Here is an 18,285-nt window from a genome sequence, read left to right as displayed (position 1 = left end):
ATCTGCCCACGTCCCAGTGACCGGCCACCCAGAGAACGGGTTATACATGGGGCTCCTTAGAGTGGGGGAACGGGAGCCCCGAAAGACTCCCGTTCGGATGGGAAAGTGCGGCTGCTACCCGAGCACATCCACGAAGAACCGTGTGATCCGGCCGGTGATCGCAGTAGCATCACGCGAGATGCCGACGGACCCGCCAGCCGAAACGGATGAGTCGATGCGGACGAAGATCTCGACCCCGTTACGGAGCAGCGACAGCACCCCCCGGTAGGAGCGCAACACGTACGCATGCGAACCGGTAGTAACCGCATCCAGCGAGAAAAGGGTGGTTGTGGTCCCGCCGACACGCTTCTGCACTGCAAGCCCATCAGAGGTAAATGCCAACCGGTACGCGTCAGTGCCCGCAGTGTCGCGGAACAGATTCACGTACAGCCCGCCCGCAGAAGGCAGCGAAACACACACCGCACCGACCTGAGCCGACTGGGCTGCGATCGTGAACCCGGCAAAAGCTGCGGTTGCAGTGGTCGTCGGGATGACCCCCGCCGAGTTCGTGGTGAAGCCAGCCGACGCATCCAGCCACGTCTTCGCCGAGCCACCGAACGCGAGATCCGTCACGCGCCCGTTCAGGACTGCGGTGGTAGCGAACACATCGGAGGTGACGCGCGACGGCGATACCTGGATCTCACGCGTGGGTGCGGGGCCGGGCACGCCGAGGAGAGTCCGCATGATCTCAGCCATGAACGCGTGCCCCGAGTTGCTCTGGTGTAGGTCATCAGAACTGACCAGGTTGAACGGGTCCGATGACGGGACGCCCACCTTGACGTACCAAGGCGACAGGTCGAAAGAGACCACGTTCGCGGGCTTCGAGGCCGCGATCTCGGCAAGCGCCTGACCGTAAACCTCCCACGTCAGCGGGCCGTCAGCGCTCGGGTCGAACCTTGCGTAGGAGTGCAGAAGGATGTGCAGGATGGGCGAGTTCGAATCAGCGTCGAGCTGAGCGATACGAGCCAGGATCGCCGCCTTGTAAGTGGAAACTGGGACATCTGCCGCCCAGTCGTTCGCGCCGATCATGTGCATGACCACGTTGGGGTTGAGCGCGGCCAACTGCCCGCCCGTGGTAGACGTCAGGTAGTTGGTCGCGAACGTCCCCGGAAGACCGGCGTTCACGAACTGGATGCCGTTGCTCGACGGCGGGACGGCGACCGCTTCAGCAAGGGTCCGTGTTGGCGGCTGCGTTTCCCTCGTGACGAGCGGGTAGGCCGCTTGGATTGTAGCCGCCAGGATGTTGAACCACTGCGATGCCGCGTTGGATGCAACGTATCCGGCCATCGTAGACGACCCGGCGCCAGCGACGACCACGGGCCGGTCGTTGCGGAGAGCGAACGCGGCGTGCATGATCCCCAACTGGGTGGGGAAAGTCCGGACGCCCTTGCCCTTCAAGTTCTTGTCCAGCGCCGCCTTCGCCAGCGAACCAGCCGCATCCGGGTCAAGCGTCGCGGCAATGAACGTATCGGCGGGAACCGAACCGGTGCCAGGCTGGCCGTCCTTGCCCTGGGGGCCCTCTTCTCCAGTTCGCCCAGTCAGGTCCTTGATTGCTGTCCATGCCATGTGCCTAGCTCCAAACGCTCAGAATGCCGGAATTTGTGTTGAGCCAGAGTTGGCCGGGGGAATACGTGCCCGGGGGTGGAGTCGAACCATCCCACGCGAGTTGCGGGTTGCCGCCCGTCTCGAACAGGTCGGGGAACGAGCCGCCACTGCCGGGGACCTGCAGGACGCCCTCGTACTGGTCGAACCCAACCGGGATGTCTGCCCCGTTGAGCCAGACCACCTCCACGCGATACCCAGATACGGGCCGCAGCATGTCCGTGCGCTGCAGCGTCACAGACCACACCCCGTACTCATCCGGGACGACGACGATCGTGGGCGTGGAGAACATGCCCTTGGACCCGCCAACGGCGGGGGTGATCGGGATGATGTGGATCTGGGCCGACAATCCAGCCATGGATGCGCCCTGATAGTTGAGAAGTACGCCGTCAACGGTAGGCATGTGGCTCCTTAGGGGTGAAAGATTTTTCCCACGGAGGATGCCGGGGGTGTAAGGTTCGGTCATGTTCAAGACCGGGTGGGTATCAGTAGCCGCAGTAGCAGTGCTTGCATTGAGCGGATGTGCTGCGGGGGCCAGTGCTGATGTGGCGAAGAGCGCGGCGCCCGAGGTTGCGGCCAGCGCCGAGCCCACCGCGGAGCCCGTGGCCGCGCCGATCAAGATGAGTAGCGAGCCCACCCCGGAGCCGACCGGCGAGTACGGCGACTACACCCAGGACGAGTTCTATGTGGCGAGCATCTCGAGCGCGTGGCGCGGGGCGCTGCCGGCCGATGCCGAGTTCGTCGGTGCTGCGGCACTCGCCTGCCAAGACCTGACTGCTGGCGCTGCCGCCGCCGACGTGCGCGTAGTGTCTGGCGAGGGCGAAGATGCTGACTGGAATAACGATCACGCCGTCCAGTACGCGGTGCAGGTGTACTGCCCCGAGTTCGCCAGCTAGATCGTTCGGGAGAGCTTGCCGGTCGACGAGTTGATCACCACTACTCCAGCGGGCAGCCCCGAAACAGTTGTAGTCGGCAGGTTGGTGAAGTTCACCGTTGCCGACGTGGCCTCGAGCGGACCATTGAAGCTGGACTTCGTTGGCCCGACTGACAGGTAGTTGGTGCCGCTGGACAGCTGGGCGATGGTGGTAGTCACCGTGCATCCGACCAGCGCCGCGCCACCGTGCAGAAGCGCCCCGCCAGCGTAGCCAGTGAGGCCGCCGCCGCTGCCGAACGTCGCCCCGGGCTGGCCGAACGCACCGATCCCGAGCGTCATCGGGTTGGTGCCCGCGAGGACCAGCTTGCCCGGGGTGTTGATCACGTTCGTTCCGGTCTGCGCGATATCGCCCTCGAAGGTGGCCGGGCCCTTGAGTGCGAAAGCCCCCGTGATGGTCGTCGCGCCCTCGAGCAGGAAGGTTCCCACGACCTTGAGTATGCCCGTGACGATGAGCCAGCCGGATACCTTCTGCGAGCCCTCGACCAGCAGTGACTCGTTGCCCGCGAACCGTGTCTGCCCGTTAGTCACTGATGTCTTGTTCAGCATCGCGGCCTGCTGCACCTGGCGGACTTCGCGGAGGATCTGGGCGAACTTGTCATCGCCTCCGAGACGGTTGATCCTCATCAGGCACCTACCAACGGCTGGGTTTCGAAGCTGACCTTCTTGGACATGTCACCGGAGTAGGAGATCGCGCGCGTCTCCTTCCACCCGTCAGGGATCCACGGGTCGTCCTTGAAGTTGATGCGGAGCATGGTGCCGACCGGCATCGTGGCGAGGTTGCGCTCTGCGACGCTGTTCATGCTCACCCCGATCTGCACTGTCGGGTGCGCGAGCGTGGTTAGCCCGGCCCGGGAGAATGACGCCAGGATGTCCGGGTTCGCCTCGGCCTTGTTCCGCTGCACGACGTCGAGCGCCGGGGTGGTTGCGGAGTAGCCCATGCCATCGCCACCCACCGCCATGTCCACCTCGGAGCCGGTGCCCACGGAGAAGATGCCGGTGAGCTGGTCCGTAGCGTCCTCGTCGTAGGTGACGTCGAACAGCTTCGGGTCCCGGACGGTGAGGTTGAAGTCGATGGAGCCCTTGGTGAGGTGCGGCACTGAGGGGGTGCCGACCTCAGCCACCCATTCGAGAGTGTTCGACGTCGACCAGCGCGGCACGAAGTCGATGTCCGGCCCGCGGTCCATGTTCTGGATGTCCTCGAGCAGGTCGAACGTGGTACGCAGCAGGTAGTTCTCGTACGTCACCGTCACCGAACCCGCCTCAGTGGCGGAGGGGAGGACGATGGGCAGCGAGTATGTGGGGAACGGACCGACGAGCGACTCTTGCAGGATCCGTGCGACGACGGCGCGCTGCGAGAGGTTGGTGAGCACCAGCTTGCCGGGGAGCGTGTTGAGGTTCTCCCAGTACGACTTGACGCCGAAGGGGAAGCGGCGCCGGAAGATCTCGCGCACATCCACATGCGTCACCTTGATCTGCCACACCTTCCATTTGTACGGGCGCTTGGCGATGATGCCGGCGTAGATGACCACACCGTCCTCGTCGATCGCGAGAGTGCGCGCCCACGGCTGGGTGAGCGCCCGCCACTGCTCCCGTGTGCGCTTGCCGAAGCCGAGCCGGAAGGTGTGCTCACCCGAGCCGCTGCCGCAGAGGACCCGCTTGAACGAGCCCGCAGACGGCATGACCTGGGCCAGCTTCGCGCCCGACCGCGTGTCACAGATCCAGTACGTGCGCATCAGGTGTCCGTCTCTGTGATCGCCGTCGTGAAGTCACCCGAACCGCCGGTGATGGTGTGCGCGAAGGAGGTGCCGCCCCAGATGGCCCAGGAGTCGCCGATCTCCACGCCGCTGTCCATGAGGTTGCCGTCGATGACGAGCTCGCCCGTGTTCATGTCGTACGTGTGCGCGTGGCCTGAGGTCACTGGGGTGGTCACCTTCACGCTGCGCCCGCCCGGGCCCGCGATGGTGTAGCCGGACGGTCGAACGCCGCCGATGGTGAACACCGGCACCGCGGCGCTGTTGCCGTAGTGAGGTGCCGGCACGCCGCTGTTGAACAGCACCGTGTTGCCGAACTTGTACGGCTTGGGCATCCAGAAGTCGAACACGAAGTTGCCGAACGCCTGGCCGCCGAACTGGGGCAATTTCGCCCCGATGCAGTGAGCAGGTGCCCACTGTGCGAGCCCGGCCTTCTCCACCACGAACGACCGCGTGGACGCCCCGCCGACAAGGCCGGTAGCGAGCCGCTGGTGCCAACCGAACTTCTCGATCGACTCAGCCTCGCAATACCCCCGGACCTTCACCAGCCGGGACGCGAGGGTCACCGGCACGTCGAACGAACCGTTGCCCCCAGGGATGGGAGTCTCGTCGAAATTCACATCGACGGATTCCTCCCACCCCTCGATCTCCTCGATGACGAACCCGAACGCATGAGCGTCGCCGCCCTGCATGCGCAGGCTCTTGCCGAACCGGATATCCGGATGAATGCTGCTCACCTGAGAGCCCCCACTTTCTCCGATAGAACGTCGCCGATGATGCGGGCAGAGGTTGGACCGTCAGCGTCAGGGATGCCATGCACGTCGATCTGCACGTACACGTCGCCGCCCTTGGTTGTGGTGCTGGTGTTTCCGATGACGCCGGATCGGCCGCCATCGGCGAAGGCCTGCGCCCCTGCCGGCACCAACTGGTAGCCGAACTCAGAGGCCGCCTGAGCGAGCACCTGAGTGGACCGTCCGCGCTTCGCCGGGGACGCGGGGATGTACCACTCGCCCCCGGTCTCCTGCTCGGCCCAGACACGCATCGTGCCCGCGCGGGCGAACTGTGCGACGTGGTTCTCACGGCCGCCGTTGGCGTAGAACTTGACGTTCCCGCCGTTGGCCTGCGCGAGCACGCCGAGTCCGTTGCCTGCAGTGCCGCTCGGGCGGCCGGGGGTGAGTGCGTCCCGGACTGACCACGCGGCCGAACGCAGGGCGGCGAGTTTTGCCTCGGCATCCTGCGTGTTGATGTACGCGGCCCACTCCGTCTCAGACGGAATCTTGAGGATCTTGTCCGCCAGATCCTGGGCAGCCTGACCGCTGATGCCCAGGTCGCCGATCCGGTCGAGCAGCGCCTGACGACTTCCGTCGAGCGATGCCTTGTAGTCGGAGTAGCTGCCGCCGGAATCGACGATCGCCTGGCCGGCGTCGAGCGCCGCCTGGGCGATGTCGTCGAGCGCGGACTCGTTGGCCCGGCCCGCCTCGGTGGTGGTGTCGAGGGTCTGGCCGTTGTCGATGAGCGACTGGTCGAAGCTGTCGTAGGCCTCCTCGAGCGCCCGGGCTGCCTCTCGTGCGTCGAGATGCTGCCCGTTGAGCGCGTCGAGTTCCTTCGCGAGGTCAGTGATCGACGACACGACACCATCGACGGCATCCTCCACGGCCACGTAGGCGGGAGTCGCCTTGTCAGCCTCACCGGTGGACCCGGCCATGGCTTCCTTGTGCTCCTGCCACTTCACCCGTGCGTCTGCGAGCTCGCCCGAGGTGCTGGCGATGACCGCTTCGACACTGTTGAACGAGTTACTGAGCTGGCCGCTCTGGATGCCACTCTTCTCGGCTTCCGCACGGTGCTCGGCGAGGATGCCCGAGACCTCCTTGACGGCCTTGCCTTCGCCGAGAGCGGCGTCGGTCAGGGTGCCGAGGCTGATGCCGAGGAGCTTCGCGGTCTTCGCGGCGCCGGTCTTCTCCAGGTTGGAGATGACGGCCTCACGGGTGTTCTTCGTGAATGCCCCGGTGTTCTCATCGAGCGAGTCGGTGAGGGTCTGCATCCGTGCGGCAGCGTCCGCCTGCTGAGCACCGAAGGCGCCGAGCACGAGCACTGCGGCGGTGATCGCGACACCGATGAGGCCCGCGGCCGCCGCGGTGCCCTTCATAGTCGAGTTCAGTGCCCCGATGGCAGTGCGGAACTCGACGATCTTCGGCACCGCGAGCAGTGCCGTGCCACCGAAGAGCAGCACAGCAGCCGTGCCCACGCCGATCGCGAGAGCAGTGCCCTGTGCACTCTCATCGAGTGAGCCGTACCAGTCGGTAAGGCCGGTGATGATCTGCACCATGTCGCGCAGCACACCGTTGGCCTGGCCGCCAGTCTTGATGAGGATCGAGTCGAACGAACCACCGAGTCGCTCGAGGTCGCCCATGAGGTTGTCGGTCTTCTTCGCGGCCTGCTCGGCGGCGTAGCCCTGGTCATTGACGTTGTCGGTCCAGGTCTTCACGCCGGAAGCGCCGGCCTTGTAGAGGATTCCCGCAGCGCTGGCGGCCTCAGCGCCGAAGATGGCACCGAGCGCTGCGGATCGGGTCTGCTCGTCGAGGCCGCCGAGGCCCTGCTTGAGCTGCTCGGCTGCACCCTGCATGCCGATGAAGTTGCCCTGGGCGTCGAACACGTTGATGCCGTAGGTCTTCATGACCTCGGCGCCCTTTGCCACGGGGGCGGTGAGCGACGAGATGACGGAGCGGAGGCCTGTGCCGGCCTTCTCGCCGAGGAGACCGTTCGCAGCCAGCAGTGCCAGCGTGCCCACGGTGTCTTCAAGGGGGATGTTCAGTCGTGCGAACGACACACCCACGTAGCCGAGGCCGAGTGAGAGGTCTTCGACCGACCCCTGAGCCTTACCAGCACCAGCAGCGAGCAGGTCAGCGACGTGCCCGGCATGGTCACCCTTGAGCCCGAACACTGTGAGCGTCGTGGCGGCGATTTCAGCGGCCCGGGCTACAGCGAGTTCACCCGCAGCTGCGAGGGCTAGAGAGCCCTTCAGGCCGCCGCCGAGGATGTCGTTGACCGACACTCCCGCCTTGGCGAGTTCAGTCTGAGCGTCTGCTGCTTCCTTCGCCGAGTAGATCGACGCGGCACCCTGCTCGATGGCGGATTTCTTGAGCTGGTCCTGCTGCTCCTTGGTCGCCATGGTCGCGGCGGCCGTCTTCGAGGTGGCCTCGTCGAACTTGGCGTAGGTGCCGACCGTGAGCGCTGCTACGGCGGCGAATGCTGCGCCGACGCCGACAGCCGCAGTGCCGAGGGTCTTCGCGGCGTCATCCGACTCGCGCTTGAGCCGTTCGACCTCTTGTGCCGCGGCCTTGACCTTCGCCGCTGCTGCTGCTGCCTCAGCCGCCAGCCGCTTCGTGGCCTGAGCCGCCGACTCGACTGGCGCTTTCGCGTCCTTCGAAGACTTGGAGGTCTTGTCGATCTCCTTGCTCAGGGGTGCGACCTTGGTGGCCGACTCCTGCGCGGTCTTGCCGACCTGAGCTACTGATTTCTCAGCGGAGTCCAGGTCCCTCTTGAAGACTTCCGTCCCCAGAGCTTGAATGCGGAACCCGATCGAGCCCGCTTCGAATGTTGCGCTTCCGGACAAGGGCCATCACCTCTTTCTTGAGCCATGACTCCTGATCGGAGTCGAGTAGGCGGTTGATGGCTGAGCGGACGAAATGCCAGGTGCGCGTGTCGAGCGCCCGGTCGAGGTCCGTGATGAGTCCGTGCTGTGCAAGGTCGAGTTCGACCTCGCCGAATAGTTGAGGCAGCGCCAGGCCGTACAGCTCTACGGCTGTGACACTGGCGGCTTGGTGCTCTTCGGCTTTTTGGGCGCCTGACGCTTGTTCGCTGGCAGCCTGTCGCGCGTCGTAGTAGGCCTGGCGGTAGGCAGGGTAGGTGCCTGTGACAGGATCAGGGTCTCCAAGACCCCACTTGGCGCGGTCTGCGTTGGTAAGATCCCCAAAGTCAGGGCCAGGAGTTCCAGCGCTTTTTTTGCGCCCGTGAGTCCTTCACCCCCCGTGATGTAGGCGTTGACGCCGTGCATGCCGAGGACCGTCTGCCAGTAGAACGCGGGCAGGAGGATGTCCTGACTCTCGTTCAGGGATAGCTCGGACTGGACGCGCTCGTATACCTCGGCGCCGACTGCGCGCTGCAGCAGCGGGTCCATGCCGGCGGCGGGAAGGTCGCCGATGGAGATGCGCAGGAACTCGTCCGTGAGCGCCTGTCCGTCACGGCCGCCGAGCGGGGTGATGATGAAGTCTTCCTCGATGCCGTCGAGGTGGATGTGAAGGTTCCGGCCGACGATGCGTGCGTTGATCATGTGGTGCGCTCCCTGCAGAGAAGATGTGTGGTGGGCGGCCGACGAGTGCCGGCCGCCCGGGTGGTGCTGGTGGCTACGCGCCGCGCGTGTACGCGTACGCGGTGGACGCGCCGACCGCGTTGGTGACGATGATCGGTGCCGAGCCGACCGAGCCCGCGGGGACCTCGAGCACGACGATGTTCGGCTCGCCGGGGATCTGCGAGATGGACGTCGCCGCAACGCCGCCGATGGTGGCCGCGGTGATCGCGCCCACGTTGGAACCGCGAACGTAGACGTTCGCGGAGGCCACGGCGTTCAGCGGGAGCGCCGACGCGATCAGCGGCGCACCGGATCCGGCGATGGGCGAGGTGACCTGACGCACCACGCCGTCGCTGGTGAGGGTGACCTTGTAGCCGCCCTTGTCGGCGAAGCCGGTGGCGAAGTCGACGACCTCGACGGTGAAGGTGCCCTCAATGGCGCCGAGGGCCGGGTCCTTCGCGTCGAACAGCTGGGCATCGATCTTGTTGCCTGCGCCCTTCCCCTTCGCGATGTTGATCAGCGGCACGAGCCACGGCTGGGCGATTGCCCCGGTGTCGTCCCGGATGGCCTCGCAGTCGAAGCTGATAACCCAGCTGTCGCCGATCTTGTTGACCGAGGGGAGGCCCTTGTTTCCGTAGTTCTCGCGAGTGACGCTGACCGCGGTGGGGACGCCGGCAAGGTTGTTGGTGTCTCCGGTGACGTTCTCGAAGTTGCCGTTGCGCTTGAGGCGCAGGATCTTCTCGTGCGCGAGCGCGAGGGTGCCGGCGGTCTGGACGGTGGTGTCATAGAAGGTGCTGTCGGCCACGTGGGTCTCCTTAGTGTGTGGGCGAGGCCCAGTTGGGCCGTGGGTCTGGCGGGGTCGCCAGGAAGCGCCACCGGTGGGTGACGCTGGAATGTGGGGGTGGGACTACAGGCCGCGGCGGCCCATGAAGTGAAAGACCTGGAATGTGCCGCAACGCCCGGATGAGTCGGCGGTGATTTCCATCTCCGAGAACAGTGAGCACCAAGCGATGTGCAAGCCAGGGGGCACGTTCTGGTGCTGGTCGAGGATCAACGTCAGGCCCGCGGCCATGTTCTCCGCGGCGGTCGCGTCGCCCTTGATGCGGGACTGGACCTGCACGCGGTAGAGCATGTCTGCCCGGCCCGACGCGATGGGGGTCAGCGACTTGAGCGTGATCGCGTTGTCGGAGCCCGCGAGGATCGGCATGGTGGACTTGGTGTAGATCCCGCGCTCACCGGTCGTGTACGGGGCGGTAGGGCGGTAGATCCCCATGCCCTGGTCGCTGATGTACTGAGCGAGCGCCCGACGCAGGATCAGTCCTGGTGCGATTGGATCATCCACGTCCGGCCTCCGTCGCTATCACGTCGCGCAGTTCGTCTTGGTTCTGCATCGCGGGGTCTGACAGGTAGTGCGACTTGCGACCCTCGCCGAAGTCCGAGTTGCCGTTGTACTGGCGACCCAGGGAGTCAACGAGCGGCTGGTCGTAGTGCCACCGTGCCGCGTAAGGCGAGTCGTAAATGACCTCGGCATCGTCGCCGGGGTTGGCTGCAGGGTTGACGACGCCGTGCTGCATCAGCTCGCCAGACTGAAACGGAACCTCAGCATCGGAGTATCCGAGCAGCTTCTCGGCCGCCTTGTTCTGCCCGCGCACGACACCCGCGAGGATGCCGTCCGTGATGCTCGGGAAGCTGCTGGTCATATCCACGAGGATGCGAATTCCCACCGGGACCTCCTTGGCTAGGCGATGAGCTTGGCCCCCTTGCGGAGGTTGCAGCGCGCGTGTGACGGCTTGATGTTGTCCATGCTGTGAGCGCCGCCGCGGGCGAGTGGGCGCACGTGGTCGAAGTGGAGATCGCTCATTGACTCGATGTCGATCGAGCAGATGTGGCACACCATTCCGTCGCGGATGATGATCGCGGCGAAGTCAACCTCACCGATCGTGGCGTCCATCTTTCGCGCCCGGTACCGATGTGTCTTCTGACGTGCCGCGGTGGGGTTCGCCCGCGCCCAAAGCAGGTTCCTGGCGGCCGAAGCTGCAGGGTCGTAAGCATCCCGCATGTGTGTGTTGAAGCACTCCGAGCACCACGAGTAGCGGCCATCTCGCCGCTTGGCATCCGCGTAGAAGTCCGTCTTGGGCTTGGAGGCGAGGCAGCGCGTGCACGTCTTGTGAGTGGCCGCGAGTCGCGCCGCGAGTTCGAGCGCTTTCGCTCGTCGCTCGTCACCGTGCAGGGCTTCCCAGTACTCGACATGGCGCGCCCGCTGGTAGCCGGGTCGGGAGTTGATGTACGCCCGGTTGGATGCGTTCTCGTGTGCCTTGTTCCGCTGGTAGTAGTCCGCGCGGTAGTGGGGCTTGCACATGCCCCGGCAGTTCACTGGGCTGTCGCAGCCTTCGGTTGAACATGTATTGTGGGTCACATCAACTCCTTGCCGAGTTGGTCATGCCTCCGGACGTTGACGCGTCGCGGAGGTCTTTCGTACCTACATTCTAGCGGGTCAGAGCCAGATTTCGACGTGACTTGGTGTGCGCGGGTAGTCGAAGAACGCGGACGAGAGCACATCCGCTGTACGTTCCCGCGGGGTGCCCTTGTAGACCGTCACCTGCGACCCAGGCAGCACGTCGTCTTCGGTGAGGATGACGATGAACTCGGATGACGTGACCTCGGCACCGGCCGTTGAGGAGGTCGAGCGTCGGTCGACGATGAGTTTCGACTTCTGCTCCACGTACGCGGGCCGCAACAGGTCAGGAGCGGCCCAGACTGGCCCCTCTGCGCCCTCACCAGTGAGCCGGGTGATATCGATGCGGTGCGGGAGGTGCTTGGCCTTGAGACGCGCCATGGTGGCTCCCTACGTGTGCGAGACGATGGCGGACGTGAGGCCCGCGTTCTCGAGGATGTCGACGGCGCGCTCACCGATGCGGGCAGTGAGCTTGTCGCGGGGCGATGCTGTTGCGCGGGACGACGACGTGGTGCCGAGGGATACCGATCCGATGCTGATCGCACCCTGCTGCGCTTCGGCGCCTGTGGGGTCATCCGTGAGGCTCCAGAACTCAGCCACGGCCACGGTCGCCTCGGTGAATGCCTCGGACACGTCAGCGTCGGTAGGGTAACCGTCTGCGTCGACGTCGAACCGGGCCATGCGGGTCAGCTTCTCGACCTCGATCGACGCGGAACGGAGTCGCTTGCCGAGCTTCGTGTCGTCGCCGGCGAAGGTTTCCTCGGCGAGGTTGCCGTAGTCGGCGGTGGTCGCGTAGACGCGCTGGGCCATGGTTAGGCCTCGTCTATCGAGGCATCGAGGAATGCCCGCACGATCTCGGCCTTGGTCGCGTTCTTCGGGAGCGCGATGTCCTCGTTCTTCGCGAGTTCGCGCAGCTGCGGGACGGTCAGGTCGAAGAACGGCGTGCCATCCTCCACGGTGTACCCGTGCTGGGCGTACGCCTCGCGCAGGTTCGGCTTGTCGGTCAGGTCGACCTCGGCCACACCATCCGTGAACTCGATGCCGCCGAGACGATCCGTGACGATGCCGACCTGGGGCTGGGGGTGCTGTACGCGGGCCATGATGTGCCTCCTCGGCGTGGTGGTGTGGGTGGTCGCTCTCGCAGGGATCGAACCTGCGACATCGCGGTTATGGGCCGCGCGCTCTGCCGACTGAGCTAGAGAGCGGGGGCGCCGGGCCCGAAGCGGTGGAAGACGCCTCGGGACCGACTGGGTAGTGCTACTTGTCGCCGGCCTGGAGCGCTTCGGCCGCGGTCTTCGCTGTCGCCTCGTCCTCGGCCCTCTTCTCGGCTTCCGCCTCGGCCTTTTCGGAGGCCAGCTTCTCGGCGGCTTCCTTCTCGGCCTTCTTCTCGGCGGCCGTCAGCTTGACGACCTCGGCCCACTTGCCGGGCTCGGCCAGCTGGTGCAGCTCTTCGTCGACGGTGATGGTCGTGTCGTCGCCCTTGATGGTCGACTTGTACGTGTGAGACACAGGGTCTCCTTTCGGTTCGTGAGGAACGGGGGTGGGCGGCTGGGGTTACCAGCCGCCCATGGGGACCTAGAAGGTCGGGAGGCCGCGCAGCTGCGCGTGTGCCTTCTCGTTGCCGTACTCGAGGCCGATCTCGCCGTAGATCTGGGTCCGGTCGGCAGCGCCGACCTTCGCCAGGGGCTCCTCGAAGAAGTGGCCCTTGCCTTCGACCTCGAGGAAGAACGGCGCCAGCTGCTCCAGCGAGACGATCGCGAGAGCATCCTGCGGCAGCTGACGGTCGAGCATGATGTTCAGCGTGCCGAAGTCAGTCTCGATGGTCGTCAGGTTCACCCCGCCGACGTTGCGGGTGCCGCCCATGGGGTCGACCTTCGCGTAGGCGGCCGCGTAGGTCGCGGTCAGGTTGCGCTTCTGCGAGGAGTTGCAGGCGATGGTGGCCGACATCACGTCGCCGAGTCCGCCGTTGTCGTACGCCTTCTGGAACACGTTGTTGTACGTGTCCAGGGTCGGGGCGACGGTGGAGATCGCGAACAGCTTGATGCCCGTCGCGGTGCCGAGGGTGATGGCAGCGCCACCGACCGTCGCGGCGACCTTGAACGAGACGGTCGTGGAGACCGACTGCACGAAGTACACGCGACCGATGACCACGGCGGTCAGCGCACCGCGAGCGGAGAAGACCACTTTGTCGCCCACGGACAGGCCGTGGGTGATGGTGATGGTGTCCGTCGCCGAGGTGCCCGGCACGGTTGCGCCGAGTTCGATGCCGCCGTTGGAGTAGATCACCTTGTTGGTGGTGATGGCCTGCAGCAGGCCGCGGGTCTTCCGCGCGGTGGTGTTGTCGGCCGGCTTGTTGTACTCGCCGTTCCAGAACGCGTGGTTGACGTCCTTCGCGATGGCCTTGATCTCGTTCATGACCTGGTGGTCGTGCTCGTTGGTGATCGGGTTCTCGCCGTTGACGCCCGCGGTGGTCGTCTTCTGCGGGGTGGCCTGCTTGGTGTAGCTGGTCTCCACAGCGGAGTGGTGGATCTCGGAGATGTTGGTCACGTTCGACCGGACGCGCGCCTGGCCGGCGGGAGCATTGGCACCTTCGAGCGCCACGTTCTGGTCGCTGTCGCGGAGGTCCTCGATCTGCCATTCCTTCTCGACGGTCTTGACGGACAGGCCGCCAGTGAGACCACCGATTGCGGAGAGCAGCGGGGTGGATTCGGGGGTGATCTGGAAGAGCTCCCCGACGAAGTTGGGCTCGTTGTAGGTCGTGCCCTGACCGGTAATACCTGGCATGGTTGCTCCTTACGAGCGCTTGGCGGCGGCGATGCGACGCTTGAGGGTGATGGAGAGTTGCATGTCCTTGGCCGCGACAGCAGCAGCGAGCTGCTTCTCGAGGTCCGGGACCTGACCGCCCTGGTGATCCGTGCTGCCTGAGCTCGGCGGGGTGATCTTCAGCGCCGCGTTCGCCTGGATTGCGGCCTTGATTTTGGCCGTGATGGCCGCTTCATCGGTCGGTTCTACCGACGCGATGGAAGTCTTGAATTCCTCGTTGGCGAGGAGGAGCCGGGCGGATCCGCCGAGGCCGTGCGCGAGGATGGCGACGGCGGTGGAGAGTTGGCCGGCCTTGACCGACGCCTGCGCCTTGGTGAGGTCGCCGTCCTTCTCGGTGATCTTCGACGTCAGGTCGGTGACCTTGGCCGCGAGCTTCACAGGGTCGGTTTCCTCCTGCTCGCCGCCGCCGAGGAGCTTGGCGAAGTCGGCGAGGGCCTTCTTCGATGCGTTCTCGGTTGCCGTGGCGAGGTCGGTGGCGTGCTTCGCGCTCTTGGCGTCGGCGTCAGCCTGCATCCGCTGGATGCGAGTCCAGGCACGCTCGGGGTCGAAGTTCTCCTTCGTCCACGGTGCCTTGTCGGCCTCGGCCGCTGCAGCAGCGGCGGCAGCCTGAGCGGCAGCGTCGTCACCTCCTTCACCCTCGGCGTACCGGATGCCCATGAGGGCGTGCCGGGTGCGGCCGATGACCGCGAGGCCGTCGACGTCGCGGCGGGCGGGGATCGTGCTGGTCTTGATGTTCACTGTGTGCTCCTCTGCGCCACCTGGACGCGGTTGGATGAAGCGGCGCCCCTGCGGCGCTGCTGACCCACCCCGCCCTGTGCAGGCAGAGCGGGGTGAGTGTGTGGGTTGTCGAGGTGCGTCGGAATCTGACCACGGCGAGCTAATTGCATACTGAGGATTTGATTTAGTCCACGGGTTGACAAATGTGCTACTCCGAATTCCTTTGTAGGAATCCACAGCGCGACATCCGAGAGGGCCAGATTCCGACCCATCTCGACGAGTCAGCGGCCGTCAGCGAACGCGAGCTGTTCGCGTGCGCTGTTGCGCTTGCGGCCGGTGAGGTCGAGGTGCTCGCGGAGTTGAGCCTGCTTGGCCCGGACCTTCGCCTTGGCGCGCTGAGCGGTCACGGGGTCGCCCGCGGTGGCCTGCTTGCGCTTGGCGGCCCGGATGTCGACCTCGATCTCGCGCTGCCTGGTGCGTGCCCACTCGGCCTTGGGGTCGTACTCGAACCCGGCTTGCGGGATCGACAGGCCCGGAAGGTAGGCGCTCACCTTGTGGGAGCAGTTGGGGTGGAAGCACCCGGCGTTGCGGGCGCCGTCCAGGGTTCCGGCGATGGTGACCGTGACCTCGGCGTCCTGCGTGGCGTGCGGCAGAATGACCGTGCCCGTGGTGCCGTCCGTGGAGAGGATGAGGCCGACCCACGGTGCGCACTTCGCACACGAGGAGAGGCTGCCCTGAACGGTGACGAGGTTGATGCCCGACTGCTGCATCCGCCACACGCCGGCGTCGTTGAACGCCCGGGCGACGGTGGTGCGGCCGGCCATCTCGGCGTACGTGCCGATGCGCCAGTTGCGGCCGCCCCGGTCAGTGAAGCCGCCGACGCCTTCGGATAGGAACTGCTGCACGTTGGCGTACTGCGCCTGGAGCTTCGTCTGCACGCCGAGGAGCACGTTCGAGGAGTTCATGGCCACGACGCGCTTGAACGCATCCTGCGGCAGCCGGGTGATGCGCTGGTTCAGCACTTCGAGGCTCGACTGGAGGGAAAGCTGTGTTGCTGCTGTCGCCTGGGTGGCCGAACCGTTCAGCGTGGTCCGTGCGGGCAGCCTGCGCGCCATGGAGAGCCGCGCAGCAGCCTCCGCTTCCCCCTGGGTGGTAGCGGCGCTGATAACGCCCTCAGCGAGGTTTTCCGCCCGCAGCTGGTCCGCCGTGGTGCGGGCGAGCACCTGCAGGTCACGAAGCGCCTGTGCACGGTGCCCGTCGAGTTCGGCGAGCTGCCGGTTGCGGTCCAGCGCGTACCGCAGGCCGGACACACGGTCCGATCCTGAGGCGATCGCCCGGTTGAGCTTCGCCTGCAGTTCGATGTCCCGGTAGGCGCGGACTGCGACCTCTCGGAGCAGCGCGTCCTCGGCGTTCATGTACCGCTCGGCCAGGACCCGGCCCAGGTCGTCGATCAGATCGGCGGCCGGGATGTCAGGGTCGGGGATGTAGAGGGCCATGAGCTACCCCCGCTCTCGGTCTAGAAGGTGAAGCCTGGCCCGTACGTCTTGGTCGTTCGGTGCTGCTTCGGCTTGCGCGGCAAGCCCTTCCACGCGGCCTCCTCATGCGCCCCGGCTGGCTTGGCGGGCACCGGGGGCCAGTTACTGCGGGTTCGCAGACTCGGGGGCAGGTAGAGCGAGTGTGCGCTCTGCTCGAATGGGTGCTGCGGGTGGTAGCTGTCGGTACCGTCCGGGTCGAGCTCCGTGCCGCTCATCGTCTCGTCTTCCGTTTCCGGTGCGCTGCGGTCTGTTGCAGCCGCCCGCTGCCCTTCTTCGAGGCCGTCATGTACGGCAGGAGTTCGAACCACGACGGTGTGCGCTTCCGCTCGACCGATGGGGCGCCGGCCAGGATGAGCGCAGCGGAGGCGATGACGAGCGCCCACATGAACGTGAGCATCACGCCACCGCCCCGTCAGCCACAACGTCAGGTGCTGCGGGATCCGGTGCAGCAGGATCAGCGGGCCCGGTGATGGTCGTCGGGTCAGCCTCGGCGCCCATGCCGCGCTCCTCCTGGATGAGCAGCACCTCCTCGTCGACCTTGCCCTCGTCCCAGTCAGGACGAACATCCATGACCTTCTGGCGGGTGGAAGCGGCGCCGGCCACGTCGAGCAGGCCGACGATGCGGGCGATCTTCTCCGGGTCCATCTGCGACACCGGTGCGAAGGTCACATCGGGCAGCTCGTCGTAGAACTTGCCGCCCTCAGCGGGGAACACGGTGCCGTCGATGGCGAGAGCCACCTGGGCGAGCCGTGCGAGCGCCGGCCGCAGGAAGAGCGCTTTCTGGTCGCGGGTGGCTTCCGACTCGGTGTAGTCGGCGGTGACCTCAGTGGCCGTCTTCGCGCCCTGCTCAGCCTTGAGGCCGAGGTGGGCGGGGGAGATGCCGCACTCGTTGGCGATCTCGTGCTTGATGGCCGCGATCGCTGCGAGGTGCTCCTCGTAGCGGATGTCGAACTGCGAGATGGTCAGCTGCGAACTCAGCGAGTCGCTGGACTTGCCCAGCGCCTCCAGGCCCGAGTACACGGTCCGTTCGAGGTCGAGCTTGCCGCCCTTGCCGCGCCCCATGTTCTCGAGGTACGCCTCGGGTGCGGTGATGCGGCCCTTGCCCAGGTCGAAGTCGATGTCCAGTGAGGACCACCACTTGTCGATCTTGTCGAACAGCGGCTCCTTGCCGGCGAAGTCCGACCGGCCCAGGTTGGCGAGCACGCCCATGCGGCGCCACTCGATCTGAGGCAGGTTCGGGTAGTAGACCACCGCGAGCTCGTCGACACCGGTGGCGACGATGACCGTCTCGTCCCACGAGGTGGGGTCTTCGATCGCCATGTCAAGCTCGCCCTGTGTGCGCAGGCCGTTGTAGTGCGCCGTCTCCGCGAGGGAGCCCAGCGGCACCACGGGACCGAGGGTCTTCGTGCCGCCCTTGTGCAGGGTGAACGAGATGAAGCCGCGGTCGTGCCGCTCGAGCAGCCGGAACACGTCATTGCCGTGCACGTGCTCAGTCCACAGGGTGACGCTGGTGAGGATGCCGTCCTGGAACTCGGGGATGGCGCAGTCGGCCGCGTAGGAGCGGATGCGCACGTGCGAGCGGAGGCGGGCGTTCCATGTGACCGCGAGGAACCCGCCGCCGAGGGCCGCAGCCTGCTCGGTGGACTTGAGCAGTTCGGCCTTGGTCTCGTCGGACTGCATGATGACGTCGAGGCGCGCCTGACCGGGGTGAACCCACGGCTTGTCCTTGCTCGCCACAACGTCGTCGGGCTTGCCGTAGGCGATCTTCACGCCCTCTCCGACGAGCAGCGTGGCAGAGAGGCGAGCCAGCACCGCGGGGACGCCGACGTGCATGCGTGCGCGGTCTTCGCCCTCGACGACGGGCTGGCCCACCCACATCTTCGCGAGGTTGCCCAGCACGCCGCCCTTGTACGCACGACCCTTGACGGTGTGCGTTGCAGTGGCGGTGCCCGAGTAGAGCTTCTGCAGGTACTCCATGTCACCGGCCCACCAGGCGTCGTGCTCAGAGAAACGAGCAGCGGCGAGGTCGAACGGGGCGGGCGGAAACTGGTCTGATTCGGAGGCCATGTGTACTCCGTTCA

Annotated in this window: 21 protein-coding genes and 1 tRNA gene; 1 reads left to right on the top strand and 21 read right to left on the bottom strand. The window is 65.9% G+C overall.

The genetic code is table 11. The annotated features are described in order from the left end of the window. Positions 1-114 precede the first annotated feature (114 nt). Together DOE79_RS08550 and DOE79_RS08545 are read right to left on the bottom strand one after the other, a co-directional pair. Positions 115-1,605 carry an SGNH/GDSL hydrolase family protein gene (locus tag DOE79_RS08550; RefSeq protein ID WP_120338140.1) on the bottom strand — a complete coding sequence of 497 codons (1,491 nt, stop codon included), beginning with the start codon at positions 1,603-1,605 and terminating at the stop codon, positions 115-117. 4 nt (positions 1,606-1,609) lie between these two features. Continuing rightward, a complete protein-coding gene (locus tag DOE79_RS08545) occupies positions 1,610-2,044 on the bottom strand; it encodes a hypothetical protein (protein WP_120338139.1) in 435 nt (144 codons plus the stop codon). 142 nt (positions 2,045-2,186) lie between these two features. Here DOE79_RS08545 and DOE79_RS08540 point away from each other — a divergent pair, with 142 nt between their 5' ends. Then, positions 2,187-2,537, top strand: coding sequence for a DUF732 domain-containing protein (locus DOE79_RS08540; protein WP_120338138.1), 351 nt, complete (start codon positions 2,187-2,189; stop codon positions 2,535-2,537). Here the strand turns inward: DOE79_RS08540 and DOE79_RS08535 are convergent. From DOE79_RS08535 to DOE79_RS08440, 19 genes are all read right to left on the bottom strand, one after another. After that, positions 2,534-3,199: a hypothetical protein gene (locus DOE79_RS08535; protein WP_120338137.1), complete on the bottom strand. Its 666-nt coding sequence runs from the start codon at positions 3,197-3,199 to the stop codon at positions 2,534-2,536. The genes DOE79_RS08540 and DOE79_RS08535 overlap by 4 nt on opposite strands. Beyond that, on the bottom strand, positions 3,199-4,308 hold the full coding sequence (locus tag DOE79_RS08530) for a hypothetical protein (protein WP_120338136.1): 1,110 nt from the start codon (positions 4,306-4,308) through the stop codon (positions 3,199-3,201). The genes DOE79_RS08535 and DOE79_RS08530 overlap by 1 nt, the downstream gene beginning before the upstream one ends. Further along, positions 4,308-5,063 (bottom strand): hypothetical protein, encoded by a 756-nt coding sequence (locus tag DOE79_RS08525; protein WP_120338135.1) that lies wholly within the window; start codon positions 5,061-5,063, stop codon positions 4,308-4,310. The genes DOE79_RS08530 and DOE79_RS08525 overlap by 1 nt, the downstream gene beginning before the upstream one ends. Next, a complete protein-coding gene (locus tag DOE79_RS08520; protein WP_120338134.1) occupies positions 5,060-7,939 on the bottom strand; it encodes a phage tail tape measure protein in 2,880 nt (959 codons plus the stop codon). The genes DOE79_RS08525 and DOE79_RS08520 overlap by 4 nt, the downstream gene beginning before the upstream one ends. A 183-nt stretch (positions 7,940-8,122) precedes the next feature. Further along, complete coding sequence (locus tag DOE79_RS08515) at positions 8,123-8,656, bottom strand: hypothetical protein (protein ID WP_120338133.1); 534 nt, start codon at positions 8,654-8,656, stop codon at positions 8,123-8,125. 73 nt (positions 8,657-8,729) lie between these two features. Beyond that, positions 8,730-9,479: a hypothetical protein gene (locus tag DOE79_RS08510; protein WP_120338132.1), complete on the bottom strand. Its 750-nt coding sequence runs from the start codon at positions 9,477-9,479 to the stop codon at positions 8,730-8,732. A gap of 102 nt (positions 9,480-9,581) precedes the next feature. After that, on the bottom strand, positions 9,582-10,016 hold the full coding sequence (locus DOE79_RS08505; RefSeq protein ID WP_120338131.1) for a hypothetical protein: 435 nt from the start codon (positions 10,014-10,016) through the stop codon (positions 9,582-9,584). Beyond that, positions 10,009-10,398, bottom strand: coding sequence for a hypothetical protein (locus DOE79_RS08500; protein ID WP_162942671.1), 390 nt, complete (start codon positions 10,396-10,398; stop codon positions 10,009-10,011). The genes DOE79_RS08505 and DOE79_RS08500 overlap by 8 nt, the downstream gene beginning before the upstream one ends. Positions 10,399-10,412: 14 nt before the next feature. Beyond that, complete coding sequence (locus DOE79_RS08495) at positions 10,413-11,033, bottom strand: HNH endonuclease (protein WP_120338129.1); 621 nt, start codon at positions 11,031-11,033, stop codon at positions 10,413-10,415. 135 nt (positions 11,034-11,168) lie between these two features. Next, positions 11,169-11,510 carry a hypothetical protein gene (locus DOE79_RS08490; protein WP_120338128.1) on the bottom strand — a complete coding sequence of 114 codons (342 nt, stop codon included), beginning with the start codon at positions 11,508-11,510 and terminating at the stop codon, positions 11,169-11,171. A 9-nt stretch (positions 11,511-11,519) separates the two neighbouring features. Further along, positions 11,520-11,939 carry a head-tail connector protein gene (locus DOE79_RS08485; protein WP_120338127.1) on the bottom strand — a complete coding sequence of 140 codons (420 nt, stop codon included), beginning with the start codon at positions 11,937-11,939 and terminating at the stop codon, positions 11,520-11,522. 2 nt (positions 11,940-11,941) lie between these two features. Continuing rightward, positions 11,942-12,229, bottom strand: coding sequence for a hypothetical protein (locus tag DOE79_RS08480; protein ID WP_120338126.1), 288 nt, complete (start codon positions 12,227-12,229; stop codon positions 11,942-11,944). A gap of 29 nt (positions 12,230-12,258) precedes the next feature. Then, positions 12,259-12,334, bottom strand: a tRNA-Met gene (locus DOE79_RS08475). A 52-nt stretch (positions 12,335-12,386) separates the two neighbouring features. Beyond that, a complete protein-coding gene (locus tag DOE79_RS20730) occupies positions 12,387-12,638 on the bottom strand; it encodes a hypothetical protein (protein ID WP_181445869.1) in 252 nt (83 codons plus the stop codon). Between the two features lie 66 nt (positions 12,639-12,704). After that, on the bottom strand, positions 12,705-13,913 hold the full coding sequence (locus DOE79_RS08465; RefSeq protein ID WP_120338125.1) for an SU10 major capsid protein: 1,209 nt from the start codon (positions 13,911-13,913) through the stop codon (positions 12,705-12,707). 9 nt (positions 13,914-13,922) lie between these two features. Continuing rightward, positions 13,923-14,690: a hypothetical protein gene (locus tag DOE79_RS08460; protein WP_120338124.1), complete on the bottom strand. Its 768-nt coding sequence runs from the start codon at positions 14,688-14,690 to the stop codon at positions 13,923-13,925. 260 nt (positions 14,691-14,950) lie between these two features. Then, positions 14,951-16,165, bottom strand: a complete 1,215-nt coding sequence (locus tag DOE79_RS08455; protein ID WP_120338123.1) for a phage minor capsid protein — start codon at positions 16,163-16,165, stop codon at positions 14,951-14,953. A gap of 250 nt (positions 16,166-16,415) precedes the next feature. Continuing rightward, the gene (locus DOE79_RS08445) at positions 16,416-16,601 is read right to left on the bottom strand and encodes a hypothetical protein (protein ID WP_120338121.1); all 186 of its coding nucleotides are present in this window, start codon (positions 16,599-16,601) and stop codon (positions 16,416-16,418) included. Further along, positions 16,601-18,271, bottom strand: a complete 1,671-nt coding sequence (locus tag DOE79_RS08440) for a phage portal protein (protein ID WP_120338120.1) — start codon at positions 18,269-18,271, stop codon at positions 16,601-16,603. The genes DOE79_RS08445 and DOE79_RS08440 overlap by 1 nt, the downstream gene beginning before the upstream one ends. Positions 18,272-18,285 lie beyond the last annotated feature (14 nt).

This window comes from Cryobacterium soli (assembly GCF_003611035.1).
Classification (GTDB): domain Bacteria; phylum Actinomycetota; class Actinomycetes; order Actinomycetales; family Microbacteriaceae; genus Cryobacterium; species Cryobacterium soli.
This window is presented reverse-complemented; position numbering and strand designations above follow the sequence as displayed.